11 protein-coding genes are annotated in these 12,982 nt (G+C 65.7%); 4 read left to right on the top strand and 7 right to left on the bottom strand.

The features are described from left to right. Positions 1 to 32: 32 nt before the first annotated feature. The 4 genes from H4W26_RS00265 to H4W26_RS00250 all read right to left on the bottom strand — a co-directional run bounded on the left by H4W26_RS00265 (position 33) and on the right by H4W26_RS00250 (position 5,540). Positions 33 to 359, bottom strand: a complete 327-nt coding sequence (locus H4W26_RS00265; protein ID WP_192590211.1) for an antibiotic biosynthesis monooxygenase family protein — start codon at positions 357 to 359, stop codon at positions 33 to 35. 61 nt (positions 360 to 420) lie between these two features. Next, positions 421 to 2,211, bottom strand: coding sequence for a gamma-glutamyltransferase family protein (locus H4W26_RS00260; protein ID WP_192590210.1), 1,791 nt, complete (start codon positions 2,209 to 2,211; stop codon positions 421 to 423). A gap of 85 nt (positions 2,212 to 2,296) precedes the next feature. After that, complete coding sequence (locus H4W26_RS00255; RefSeq protein ID WP_192590209.1) at positions 2,297 to 4,411, bottom strand: intein-containing Rv2578c family radical SAM protein; 2,115 nt, start codon at positions 4,409 to 4,411, stop codon at positions 2,297 to 2,299. A 61-nt stretch (positions 4,412 to 4,472) separates the two neighbouring features. After that, positions 4,473 to 5,540: a YeiH family protein gene (locus H4W26_RS00250; RefSeq protein ID WP_318779716.1), complete on the bottom strand. Its 1,068-nt coding sequence runs from the start codon at positions 5,538 to 5,540 to the stop codon at positions 4,473 to 4,475. Between the two features lie 38 nt (positions 5,541 to 5,578). Between H4W26_RS00250 and tgt the strand changes: the two genes are divergently transcribed. After that, positions 5,579 to 6,880, top strand: a complete 1,302-nt coding sequence (tgt, locus tag H4W26_RS00245) for a tRNA guanosine(34) transglycosylase Tgt (RefSeq protein WP_378626053.1) — start codon at positions 5,579 to 5,581, stop codon at positions 6,878 to 6,880. A 33-nt stretch (positions 6,881 to 6,913) separates the two neighbouring features. Here the strand turns inward: tgt and H4W26_RS00240 are convergent, their stop codons facing one another. From H4W26_RS00240 to H4W26_RS00230, 3 genes are all read right to left on the bottom strand, one after another. Then, a complete protein-coding gene (locus tag H4W26_RS00240) occupies positions 6,914 to 7,396 on the bottom strand; it encodes a hypothetical protein (RefSeq protein ID WP_225939538.1) in 483 nt (160 codons plus the stop codon). A gap of 145 nt (positions 7,397 to 7,541) precedes the next feature. Then, on the bottom strand, positions 7,542 to 7,775 hold the full coding sequence (locus tag H4W26_RS00235; protein ID WP_192590207.1) for a hypothetical protein: 234 nt from the start codon (positions 7,773 to 7,775) through the stop codon (positions 7,542 to 7,544). Positions 7,776 to 7,829: 54 nt separating this feature from the next. After that, positions 7,830 to 9,440: a peptide chain release factor 3 gene (locus tag H4W26_RS00230; protein ID WP_192590206.1), complete on the bottom strand. Its 1,611-nt coding sequence runs from the start codon at positions 9,438 to 9,440 to the stop codon at positions 7,830 to 7,832. A 213-nt stretch (positions 9,441 to 9,653) separates the two neighbouring features. Between H4W26_RS00230 and H4W26_RS00225 the strand changes: the two genes are divergently transcribed. From H4W26_RS00225 to H4W26_RS00215, 3 genes are all read left to right on the top strand, one after another. Continuing rightward, the gene (locus H4W26_RS00225; protein WP_192590205.1) at positions 9,654 to 10,589 is read left to right on the top strand and encodes a CPBP family intramembrane glutamic endopeptidase; all 936 of its coding nucleotides are present in this window, start codon (positions 9,654 to 9,656) and stop codon (positions 10,587 to 10,589) included. A gap of 46 nt (positions 10,590 to 10,635) precedes the next feature. Further along, positions 10,636 to 11,736: an NAD(P)-dependent alcohol dehydrogenase gene (locus H4W26_RS00220; protein WP_192590204.1), complete on the top strand. Its 1,101-nt coding sequence runs from the start codon at positions 10,636 to 10,638 to the stop codon at positions 11,734 to 11,736. 200 nt (positions 11,737 to 11,936) lie between these two features. Beyond that, positions 11,937 to 12,980 carry an iron-siderophore ABC transporter substrate-binding protein gene (locus H4W26_RS00215; RefSeq protein ID WP_192590203.1) on the top strand — a complete coding sequence of 348 codons (1,044 nt, stop codon included), beginning with the start codon at positions 11,937 to 11,939 and terminating at the stop codon, positions 12,978 to 12,980. The last annotated feature ends 2 nt before the right edge of the window (positions 12,981 to 12,982 follow it).

Here is a 12,982-nt window from a genome sequence, read left to right as displayed (position 1 = left end):
GATTTAGATTACCAGCACGGCGACGGTTCCACCTAGCCGGTCACGGAGACGGTGTAGCTCCAGAGCTCGGCGGACATGCCCACGGGCTTCTTCGACTGCTCACCGGAGGGAGCCTCTCGCTCCCCGGAACCGTGGGACTTCTGAAAGTCCTGCGAGGTTCGCCAGTTCTCGAAGTCCTCCTCGGTGGCCCAGCGCGTGATGACCAGCCAGGTGGTTCGCTCATCGGTGGGCTGGAGCAGTTCGAAGCCTTCGAATCCGGACGTCCCGACCATGGAGTCGCGGCGCGCAGCGAACCTCTTGCCCAGTTCGTCGCCGGAGTTCTCAGGGACCGTGATCGCGTTGATCTTGATGACTGTCATGCGCTCATCCTCTCAAACTGCGCGGCGAGCAGGCCCCGCAGCCGCTGGAGGTCTGCCGAGTTCACCGTCCTGCGGCGTAGCCCTGCGCTCCACGGGCATTCGCGGCGGCACCCAGTCGCCCGCTCTTGGGATCCCGAGTCACGCAGGAGAGCCGCCCGAGCGCCCAGTCCCCCGCCAGAGTCACGCGGTGGCCGCGGGCGCGCAGTCCGGCGATGACCGCCTCACCGAGACGATCCTCCACGACCGCCCCGCCTGGCTCCCAGGCGCGCGGCCAGAAGGACCCTGGCATCGACGTCGTGTGCAGGGTGGGAGCATCAATGGCCTGCTGGGCGGTATGTCTGCCGATGAGCATGCGCAGCAGCATCGGCAGCTGCCACTGGTCCTGCTGATCCCCGCCAGGAGTGCCCAACGCCATGACGGGCTCCCCGGCCCGAAGGACGAGCGTTGGGGTCAGCGTGGTGCGCGGGCGCCGTCCAGGCTCCAGCCGCGAGGGTGAGCGCTCATCGAGCCAGGTCATCTGCAGCCGGGTGCCCAGGCAAAAGCCCAGCCCGGGGATCGTCGGTGATGACTGCAGCCACCCACCCGAGGGCGTCGCGGAGACGATGTTGCCCCAGCGGTCCACCACGTCGAGATGACAGGTGTCACCCTTCGTCTCCCCCGCCCTCGACACCGTGGGCTCTCCCGCACCGACTCCGCTGGTCGCCTCACGCGCGTCCACCAAGGGCGGGAACACCTTGTCCGCACCGGGGACCTCACCCGGACGGAACTCGACAGAAGCACGATCGCCGATCTGCTTCCGCCGCTGGGCTGCGTACTCCATGGAGAGCAGGTGCTCCAGGTTTACCCCGGTGTCCCCGTAGTAGGTGTCCCGATCTGCCAGGGCCAGTTTCTGGGCCTCCAGAATCAGGTGGGCGCCGGTCTCACTCCCCGGGTCGAGCTGTTCGTCCGGGTACCCCTCAAGAATCTTGAGCGTCTGCAGCAGCGCGGGACCCTGACCCCACGGACCGGACTTGGCAATCGTGTGGCCACGGAATTCGATGGAGACCGGCGGTTCGTAACCTGCCTGGTGGGAAGCAAAGTCCTGGGCAGTGATCACTCCCGCATAGTCACCCCCGTCGGAATGCCGGTGAGGGGTTCGCACGAATGCCTCCGTGGCCTGCGCAGCTGGTCCTGTCTTCCACTCGACTCGGGCTGCCTCGATCCGCTGCACCCGATTCTCGGACTCGTCTCCCGCGCCGATGAGCTCACGCAGGACACCTGCGTATTCCGGGTTCCTCATGATCTGACCCGGTTCAGGCACCCGTCCGCCGGGCATCCAGAGCTTGGCAGAGGAGGGCCAGTGCTCGGTGAAGAGCTGAGCGACGGCGCGGATCGCCTTGACTGCCCCGGGAAGGATCGCATGGCCGTCCTCCGCGTATCCGATCGCGAACTCGAGCACGTCACTGAGCTCCCAGGTGCCGTGATCGCGCAGGAGCACCAACCAGGCGTCGACGGCGGCCGGTATCGCCGCGGCGAGGGCCCCAGCTCCGGGGACGCTGTCCAGTCCGAGATCTCGGAAGTGCCGAATGCTGGCTCCCGCGGGTGCCGGGCCCTGGCCCATCAGCACCTGGGGCGAAGCAGGATCCTGGGCTGTGGCGAAGATTCCCACCATGTCTCCGCCCGGGCCATTGAGGTGTGGCTCCACCACGTGCAGCACGAACCCTGCGGCCACGGCGGCGTCGAACGCGTTGCCCCCGCGCTCCAAGACTGCTTGAGCCGACGCTGTGGCGAGCCAGTGTGTGGACGCGCTCATCCCGAAGTGCCCCTCAAGGGTGGGTCGGGTGGTGAAGGTTTCGGCGTGGGTGAAGGTCATGGCGCTCCTGGACGTCGTCGTGGCCGAGGCGTTGCCCCATGCGCAACATTAGTTGCTCAGTAGAACCACCCTAGAGCAGAGGTGCTCAGAACAGCGCCGGCTGCGCAGGGGCGGAGGCGGCATCAAGGGCGCCCTGACCACTCCCTAGAGCCTCAGACAGCGTGGAGTCAGGATCGCTGCGCTCGCGCCACATCAGATCCGTCGGCTTGTCGAACCCATGGCGACGCCGCGCCGCCCGTGCCGAATCCGCGAGCCAGTGCCGGTAGTCCTTGGAGGCATACGAGCCACCCCCATAGATGCGGCGATATTTGCCCAACAGGCCGGGGTACTCCCGCGCCAGCCACTGCATGAACCATTCCCGAGCACCCGGGCGAAGATGCAGCGCGCCGGTGGTCACGTAGCTGGCTCCTGCTTCGGCCAGCGCGGCGTGAAGAGCGTTGATTCGCTCGTCGCCGTCGGTGAGCCAGGGCAGAATCGGCATCGCCAGCACGGAACAGTCCAGCCCAGCATCGGTGATGGATCGGATGAGGTTGAGCCGAGCACGCGGATCCGGGGTGCCCGGCTCAACCTTCTGCTGCAGCTCTGGATCCAGCACCGCCAGTGAGACCGCGACGGACACCGGCACCTGCTGGGCGGCCTCCTGGAGCAGCGGCAGATCCCTTTTGAGCAGGGGCCCCTTGGTCAGGATCGAGAACGGAGTCCCGGAATCGGCCAGCGCCCTGATGATCCCGGGCATCAGCTGATATCTGCCTTCGGCACGCTGATAGGGATCGGTGTTGGTTCCCAGCGCCACGTGCTCGCGCTTCCAGGAGTGGCGGTTCAGCTCGGCCCGGAGCACCTGAGCCACATTGGTCTTCACGATGATCTGCGTATCGAAGTCCCGACCGGCGTCGAGGTCCAGATACTCGTGCGTCTTCCGCGCGAAGCAGTTGTGACTGACCACTCCATTTGCGATGAAGTCGCCTGTGCTCGTGGTGATATCGATCAGCTTCTGGACTCCATCGAGCGGCTCGATACTGGTGACACCCAAATCGCTCGAAGACTTCAGAGCGCCGCCGAGAATGTTTAGTTTACGGTCGATGCTCGGAGCCACGCTATGGAAAAAGCGCCTGTGGGCTGCCCGACCTCCACGGATCCTTAGTGCTGCGATCCCTCGGGCGTTGGCGGGTTCCACAACACCGTCCAGGTCCAGCGCTTCCAGAGCGGCATGTCCATGGGACAGCATTTTTGCATCTGAGTTCGTGAACCTGAGTGCACCCTGCGAGTACGAACCCTCGGCGTCAAAGAACCCCGCCAAGTACCCCTTTCGCCATTCAAGGCAGGGGTCGTCCGGCCATTCGATCATCTCGGTGATGGCACGATGATTCGCCCGAGTTGAGGTATATATGGCCTGCATAGGCCTCGTCAGTCCGGCCGTGACATACGGCTTGAGAACAGTACCAATACCCTCGAGTTCCAAATACTCCTTGCTGCGAATCAGCGCCTGTTCATCTTTGAGCGCGAGCCGAAAGATCGTCACTCGGTATGGCTTACCGGTCGATGAGCGCAGGTAGGTCCGATCGACCAGCATCCCGTCTCCGCGAATCATCCCCGTAAGGTAGCCACGACGGTACTGATCCGTCTCGCGAGGTGCTTCGTAGGCCTCAGGTGCCATGCCGAGACCGAAGCCCATCATCCTGTTGTTCACCGTCAGATAAGGCCGCTGGCCGCTTCTCTCAGTCGAGGACTCCGGAGACGTGACGTACTTCCACCCCCGATCGGTCAGGAACCGGTGGTCCCCGCTCGCCACGATCTCTGTGCCGTCGCGCAGCGTCACCCGGAATGCTGGCTTCTCCGTACCCCATTTCGCCTGCACCTCGGACTCCACGAAGCGCCGATACTTGCCGTCCAACTGGGTTCCGACCACGCGGTCACCGACCGCGACCTCGCGGAGCAGCTTCTGCCTGCCGTTTGCCATCAGGATCAGCGTCTCGGGACTCAGGCAGTACACACACTGGTGGAGGCACCCCCGGGTGGGGTTCACCGTCCAGGAGAAGGGCATGTTCGACTGCCCGGGCACCTTGTTCAGCGCGGTCTTCGCTGCCACCTCATGGAAGGTCACGCCCTCGAATTCTGGGGTGCGCACGGAACGCATCAAACCCTTGAGCGGAATGAGCGCGGCGCCGTCGCTCTCCTGCACTGCCTGTCCCTGCCACCTCATGAAGCTATTCGAACATAGTTTCGAATGGGTGTCGAGACCAGCGCGCCGAACCGCCAGCCGCTCAGCCCAGCAGCAGCACGCCCACCAGGGCAGTACCGACCGCCACCACCGTTCCCGCCCCGCCCAAGAGCAGGGCCGGTCCGCCCTGGCGCAGGAGCCGTCGCAGATCGACCGCGGCGCCCACCCCGACCATCGCCGTGGTCAGCAGCATCGTGGTCACGTCCGCGGTGAAGTCCAGTGTGCTCTGCGGCAGATCGGTGCCCGAGCGCAGGGCCATCATCGCCAGGAACCCCAGCACGAACAGCGGAACCAGCGGCGGCCTGCGGCCAGCAGTCGACTCCGCCTCGGTGGACCGACCGCGTCGCCCGGCAAGACTGATCCCGGCGACCACCGGCGCCAGCAGCACCACCCGGGCAAGCTTCACTAGAGTCGCCGTCGCCAGCGCCACCGCGCCGATCACTCCGCCGGCGGCGACCACCTGACCCACTTCATGCACGCTGGCCCCGATCCAGATGCCCATCTGCTCCTGGTCGAAGCCCAGGAGACCGCCCAATGCTGGCAGCGCGAGCATCGCCACGGTGCCGTAGAGGGTGACCACGGCGACGGCGGCTGCTGCGGCGGACTGCACCGGGGCGCCGTCGTCATCCTTCCCGTCTCCACGATCGATCGCAGCAGCCGCGGCGGCCACCGCCGAGGCGCCACAGATCGCCGTGCCGGTGGCCAGCAACATGGCGGTTCCCCGCGGCGTCCCGAACAGCCGGCCCATCCCAAGCATCCCGAAGAAGGTCACCGAGACCGTGACGGCGACGACGGCCAGCACCTCCCAGCCCAGACCCAGCAGATCACCCAGTGCCAGCTGGAGCCCCAGCAGCACGATTCCGGCGCGCAGCAGCTTCTTCGCCGCCCAGCCGAAGCCGCTCTCGGCCCACCACGGCACCCAGCCCAGGGTGCGCAGCGCGATGCCGGCGAGCACCGCCACCAGCAGGCCGGAGATCACCGGCGTGAGCTCGGCGATGATCCGATGCGCGGCGATGGCGATGATGAGCGCGAGCGCCACACCGGGGAGGATCTCAGCGGTGCGATGCCAGAGGCGCGACAGCGAGGTGGTCAGGGTCTGCAGAAAGGGCACCGGACCAGCATAGGACCCGCCTGCCCTACACTGATCGGGTGCCGAATCAGCCGAACGAAGATCTCCAGTCCACCGCCGAAGAGCAGGCGTCACGCCACCCATTGGCGGACCGGGAGTCCTTCGGCTTCACGGTGAAGGCCAAGATCGAGGGGGCGCTGGGCCGCACCGGCACCATCCGCACTCCCCACGGCGACATCCATACGCCGGCGTTCATCCCGGTGGCCACCAAGGCGACCATCAAGTCGGTCCGCCCCGAGGAGATCCTCGAGGTCGGCGCGCAGGCCACGCTGGCCAACGCCTACCACCTGAACCTCCAGCCCGGCACCGACGTGCTCGACGCCGCGGGCGGGCTGGGCAAGTTCATGAACTGGCCCGGGCCCACCTTCACCGACTCCGGCGGATTCCAGGTGATGAGCCTGGGCGCCGGTTTCAAGAAGGTCATCACCATGGACTCCTCCGTGGTCCCTGACGATGCCGCGGTCGCCCCGGACAAGGAGCGACTGGCCCTGGTCGACGACGACGGCGTGACATTCAAGTCCCACATCGACGGCTCCACCCACCGGTTCACCCCCGAGATCTCAATGAAGCTGCAGCATGAGATCGGTGCGGACATGATCTTCGCCTTCGACGAGCTGACCACCTTGTTCAACACCCGCAGCTACCAGGAGACGTCGCTGGAACGCACCCGGCTCTGGGCCGAGCGCTGCCTCGCGGCGCACCGCAGCCTCACCGAGGAACGCAGCCACCGCCCCTACCAGGCACTCTTCGGAGTCCTCCAGGGCGCACAGTATGAGGACCTGCGCCGCAAGGCCGCCCAGGACCTGGGGTCCATGGAGATCGACGGTCAGAGCTTCGACGGATTCGGCATCGGCGGCGCGCTGGACAAGGAGAACCTCGGGACCATCGTGGGATGGATGGCGGAGGAGCTCCCCGACGACAAGCCACGGCACCTGCTGGGCATCTCCGAACCAGAGGACATGTTCACCGCGATCGAGAACGGCGCCGACACCTTCGACTGCGTCTCCCCCTCCCGCGTGGCGCGCACGGGGCGGGTGTATCACCCGGATGGTCGGTTCAACATCCCGCAGGCGCGGTTCAAGAAGGACTTCTCCCCGATCGACGCGGACTGCACGTGTTACACCTGCACGAACTACACCCGCGCCTACCTGCATCACCTCTTCAAGGCCAAGGAGATGCTCTACAACACGCTGTGCACCATCCACAACGAGCACTACACGATCAAGCTCGTCGATGACATCCGCGCCAGCATCGAGCAGGGACGGTTCTATGAGTTCCGCGATGCCGTGCTGGGCCGTTACCAGGCAGGCTCCAAGCCCTAGGCTCCGTTGTTTTCCGGTACCAAAGCCTCCGGGCTACAGGCCGCCCAGCAGCTCCCGCCAGAGGAGCTTCCAACGCTCCACCTCTTCCGGGGAGCCCAGCTTGGTGTGGCCGACCCCCACCGAGGCCTTGCCGCCGGGCTTGTCCGAGATGGTCACCGCGACCCTGCTGCCGTCTTTGAGCGAAGCGCGCCAATACCTCCAGCGCTCTGAGCTCGAGGTCCCGGGTTCGCCCTGGAGCGGCACTCCCCCGAAGGACTCACGGCCCTGCACCAGCAGGAGCCAGGCGTTGAGAGCCGCGTCCATGTCTCCGGAGTAGGTCTTCGACACCGAGGCCTGGAACTCCCCGGGCCGAGATTCTCCCGGGCGGCGCAGCCCATGGTGCTGCTCGTAGGCCACCGCCACGCTCTGCGCCCACCAGCCGGGGTTATCGATGCCGGCGGGCATGTGGTCATAGACGAGTCCGACGATCTCTCGGTGCGGCAGAGCATCAGCTCCGGCGTCGTCGAGGACCTGCACCCATTGCGCCCAGGCGCGCCGGGTGGTCCGTTAGATCGCAGCCGTGCTGTGCTTCCTGACCATTCTTCGAGCCTACGCCGCGGCCCGAACGCGGGCCAGGGTCAGCGGGTCGGGACAGGGTGAGTGAGTCGGTGAGGGGTCGGGGTCAGCGAGTCGGGGACGACCCGTCGACCGGCATGTGCGGGAAGTGCTCCCACAGGTCACGCACCTTGCGGAACTGGAGGTCATCCTGAAGCTGTTCCAGCTCCTGGACCAGGGCCTGACGTGCACCAGCTGACTGGGCGGCCACCACCAGATCCTTCGGGAGTGTCGGTGTGGCCGTGTGATCGAATGCGGTTCTGACAGCTTCGACGAGCTCTACTCGTGTGACAGCGTGCATGGTGTTCCTTCCAAGAGGGTTCTGCATGGGTTGCCCGCAGCCCTCGGCGATCGGTCACATCCGTGCTGCGACCGAACCGCTTGTTCTGCTGCCCGGAGGATCCGGGAGCAGGTGCGGATGGTCGCGCTGGACGGTGCGCAACCTCCACGGGTCTCTGAACAGCGCCACGGGGGTCCCGTCGCTGCGATACAGCACTTCACAGTCCTGGCGCTCGCGCAGGATGTCTGCGGCGTCGTCGTCGATGTCCCGAGCCACGGAATAATCCAGCGGCTCGAAGGAGACGGAGGCCCCGAAATCGGATTCCATCCGGGCGGAGACCACCTCGAACTGCATCGGGCCGACGGCGCCCAGCACCGGACGCTGCTGGCCGCGGCGCTCGGAGAAGAACACCTGGATGACGCCTTCGCGGTCCAGCTGCTCGATGCCTTTGCGGAACTGCTTGTGCTTGCTGGCGTCGCCGGTCTTGCCGACCCGGAAGTGCTCCGGGGCGAAGGGTTTGAACGGCGGGAACATCACGCGCTGACCGGCGTAGAGGGTGTCACCCGGTCGGAGTGAGGAGGCATTGACCAGGCCGACGACGTCGCCGGGCCAGGCGGTGTCCACCGTGGTGCGGTCGCGGCCGAAGACCTGCTGCGAGTACTTGGTCGGGAAGGGCTTCTCGGACTGGGCGTGAGTGGCAACCATGCCACGCTCGAAGACCCCGGAACAGATGCGCATGAACGCGATGCGGTCACGGTGGGCCTTGTCCATGCCGGTCTGGACCTTGAAGACGTAGCCGCTGAAGTCCGAGGTGATCTCGTAGGGTGCACCCTCGGCGTCCTCGCGGGCCTGGGGGTGCGGGCCTTCCTTCATCAGGAAGTGCAGCAGCTCCTCGACGCCGATGTTCTGCACGGCGGAGGCGAAGAACAGCGGAGTGGCCTCCTGGGCCAGGAACGCCTCCCGGTCGTAGAACTGGTCGTCGACTTCCAGCAGTGAGGATTCCTCCACCGCCGTCTGCCAGTCCTCGGGGTACTCGGTCTCCGCGACCTCGGCGGAGAGCGGCTCGGCGAGGACCTTCTTCGCGCCACCGGGGGCACGCACGTAGCGATTCATGGTCATCGCATCGGGGTGGAGCAGACCGAGCATGTGCCCGGAGTCCCCGACGGGCCAGTTGCGCGGCATGGAGCGCATGCCGGTGCGGGTGAGGATCTCGTCGACCAGCTCCAGGGCATCCTGCCCGGGGCGGTCCCATTTGTTGATCACGGTGATGACCGGGAGCTTCCGGGCCCGGCAGACCTCGAAGAGCTTCATGGTCTGGGCTTCCATGCCCTTGGCGGCATCGATGAGCATGATCACGGCGTCCACGGCGGCAAGCACGCGGAAGGTGTCCTCGGAGAAGTCGGCGTGACCGGGAGTGTCCACCAGGTTCACGACGGCGTCACCCACCTTGAACTGCAGGACCGCAGAGCTCACGGAGATGCCGCGAGCCTTTTCCATGTCCATCCAGTCCGAGACCGTGCCGCGGCGTCCGGCCTTGCCATGGACCGCGCCAGCCTCGGTGATCGCGTCCGAGTGCAACAGCAGGGCCTCACTCAACGTGGACTTGCCCGCATCGGGATGCGAGATCACCGCGATGGTGCGGCGAGACAAGGCCTCCTCCAAGATCTGCTTGTTGTCTGCTTCCATCACACCTCTGACTCTACGCTGACGCCGGGAGAGAGTTGAATCCTAGGTGTGCCATGAGTGCCCCATCACATTCCCGGTGCCTGACCCCAGCTGGTGTGTCTGCCCTTCTTTTCTGGTTGTGTGGAGAACCTCAGGCACCGAAGTCCGCATACACTCCAGAGTGATCTGGGCGGGCATGAAGAGAGACCCGCTGCCTGCGGGAAGAAGAGAACTTTGATCCACGCGCTGCGGAGCACCCTATGGAACGCCGTCGACGGCAAAGCTCGCGTCCCCTGGCTGATTCTGGTGCCGCTCGTAGGCGCCTATGGCTGCCTGATCCTAGTCTCCGAGGCCGCCATCCTCCTGGAGATGCCGTTGCCACTAGCTCAGCTGCTCATCAGTGGCGCCCCGGTGGTGGCAGCACTCGGACTGCTACGACTGTCCAGTCACTTCCTCGGCGATCCGCGAACGCTCGCCGACTACGACGTCATGGTCAACGCCGGGTGGCTCCGAGAACTCCTGATGGGACTCGGCATCGGTGCCGTAGGCGTGGCAATTCCGTACCTGATCGGCCTTGCCACCGGCGTCCTGCGGGTGAGCGCCACGATGGACGGCGGGGATTTGCCCTTGGGGCTGGGGGTCCTGCTCGTCGTCGCGGCAATGTTGTGCACCGGATTCTGGGAGGAGCTCCTGCTGCGCGGGGTCTTCATCAGCAATGCTCGCGATGGCCTGCGACGCTGGCTGTCCCCCAGTCGTGCCCTCATCGGCGGTCTGACGATCAGCTCGTTGGTCTTCGGCCTGGCGCATCTAGGCCAGCCGGAGATACCCGCCTTCATCCTGACGTGGATCCTGGCTGGCGTCGTCTTCGGGCTCATCTATCTGTTCAGCGGGAATCTTGCTCTGGGCATCGGAGCGCATGCCGCCTTCAACATCACGGCGAACACGGTCTTCGTCCGCACCGACATCAGCGGCACCGAGCACTTCTCGGCCCTGACCCGAATCACCGTCGAGTCCGACGCCTCGATCCTCGGCGTGGGCGGCGCTGTGGAGGCCAGTGGATTTCTTCTCGTCCTGGCGCTGGGGTTGCTGTGGATCCGGCTCTCCACTGGAGTGATCACCCTCCAGGGGCTGCCGCTGTCACATCCGCCTCGGGCTCTGGCGCAGGAGTAGCGTGACGAGTGAAGATCCGTTCCAGAAATCTTGAGAAAGGAAGCACATGAAGACGAGAGCAGCTGTCGCCGTCGCACCGGAGACCGGTCTTGAGATCCGCGAACTGACCCTGGACGAGCCCCGCCCGGACGAGCTCCGAGTGAAGATAATCGCCTCAGGGGTGTGCCACACCGATGCCATCGTCCGGGATCAGTGGTACCCGGTGCCGCAGCCAGTGGTCCTCGGCCACGAGGGAGCGGGCATCGTGGAGCAGGTAGGCTCCGCGGTCTCCGGGTTCGAGGTCGGCGACAAGGTCGTCGTCGGACCCTCCTTCTGCGGCCAGTGCGAGCAGTGCCTCTCCGGTCACCCGATGTACTGCGTCGACTTCTACGACCGCAACTTCGGCGGGAAGCGCGGGGATGACTCCACGGCGTTCAGCACCGACGACGGCGAGGCGGTCGGCTCCCACTTCTTCGGCCAGTCCTCCTTCGCCGAGTACACCAACCTGCCGGCCCACGGCGCTGTGAAGGTCCCCCACGATGCACCCCTGGAGCTGCTGGGCCCGCTGGGCTGCGGCATCATGACCGGCGCCGGCGCTGTGCTGAACGTGCTGCGCCCGAAGCCAGGCTCCTCCGTCGTCATCTTCGGCACCGGTGCCGTGGGCATGGCGGGCATGCTGGCGGCCAAGGCCGCCGGTGCGACGACCATCGTCATGGTCGACATCGTGCCCGAGCGTCTCGAGTTCGCCAAGGAGCTCGGCGCGACCCACACCGTGAACTCCAAGGAGACCGATCCGGTCGAGGCCGTCCAACAGATCACCGATGGCGGTGCGGAGTTCGCACTGGACACCACGGGCGTGCCCCCGGTGTTCTCGCAGATGACCAAGTCGCTCGCGGTCCAGGGCCATGGAGCGCTGGTCGGCGCGGCGAAGCTCGGCACCGAGGCGCCCTTCGACATCGGCACGCTGCTGGTCTCCGGCATCACCGTGAGCATGGTGGTCGAGGGCGACGCAGTGCCCAAGGAATTCATCCCGCGGATGATCGCGCTCTACCAGGAGGGGAAGTTCCCCTTCGACAAGCTCACCAAGACCTACCGCTTCGATGAGATCAACACGGCGTTCGCAGATTCCGCCGCAGGGACCACCCTGAAGCCGATCATCACCTTCTGATCGACTCCAGCTCAGGGCGGCGCTCCACATCACGTGGGGCGCCGCCCTTTTGTGTTTCTGGACTCCATTAGGCATTTAGCCAACATTTGTATAGGTTAATTCTGCAAGGGCCCCCTTGCCCGAGAAGCGGAACCGTCGGCAGCCTCGAGCGCCCTCGCGTGACACGCCCTCGACCTCGACTCTGAAGGAGACCCTTACTCGTGCGTACATCAGGTGTGACGTGGATTCTGGCGCTGTCTGCGTTGACCGCTCTGGTCCTGTCCGGCTGTGGCGGGGATTCCGCTGCGGCGCCAGAAGAGTCGGCCTCGCCCTCCTCGGCGGCCACGGATGAGTTTCCGGTGACCGTGGAGCATGCTTTCGGCGAGACCGAGATCACCGAAGCCCCGGAACGCGTGGCGACCGTCGCCTGGGCCAACCACGAGGTTCCCCTGGCACTCGGGATCGTGCCGGTCGGGATGGCAGAGGCGAATTTCGGCGATGACGACGGCGACGGAGTTCTTCCCTGGGTCGAGGAGCGTCTCGAAGAGCTCGACGCCGAGACTCCCGTGCTCTTCGACGAGACCGATGGGATCGATTTCGAGGCAGTATCAGACACCGACCCGGACGTCATCCTGGCCCCCTACTCGGGGCTCACACAGGAGGACTACGACACGCTGACTGAGATCGCACCCGTGGTGGCGTTCCCCGAATCGGCCTGGGCCACGGAGTGGCGCGACGTCATCTCCCTGGACGCCAAGGGTCTGGGAATGTCCGAGGCCGGTGACGAGCTGATTGCGGATCTCGAGACGGAGATCGAGGAAGCTGTCGCCGAACACCCCGCCCTGGAAGGCAAGTCCACGATGTTCCTGACTCACGTGGACACCACGAACCTCAGCGAAGTGAACTTCTACACCTCCCACGACACCCGGACGGCGTTCTTCGAGGACCTCGGCATGACGATGCCGCAGAGCATCCAGGACGCCTCGGCCGACACCGACCAGTTCTCCGGCACGATCAGCACCGAAGAGGTGGACACCTTCTCGGATGTCGACATCATCGTGACCTACGGCGACGAAGAACTCGTCACCATTCTCGAAGAGGATCCGCTGCTCTCGCAGATGCCCGCGGTGGCCGACGGAGCGATCGTTCCGCTGCCCAGCGACGGTCCCATCGGCACCGCATCGAACCCCACTCCGCTCGCCATCTCCTGGGTGCTCGATGACTACCTCGATCTGCTGGACGAAGCAGCAGCACGCTCCGAGTGAAC

The organism is Nesterenkonia halotolerans, assembly GCF_014874065.1.
GTDB lineage: Bacteria > Actinomycetota > Actinomycetes > Actinomycetales > Micrococcaceae > Nesterenkonia > Nesterenkonia halotolerans.
This window is presented reverse-complemented; position numbering and strand designations above follow the sequence as displayed.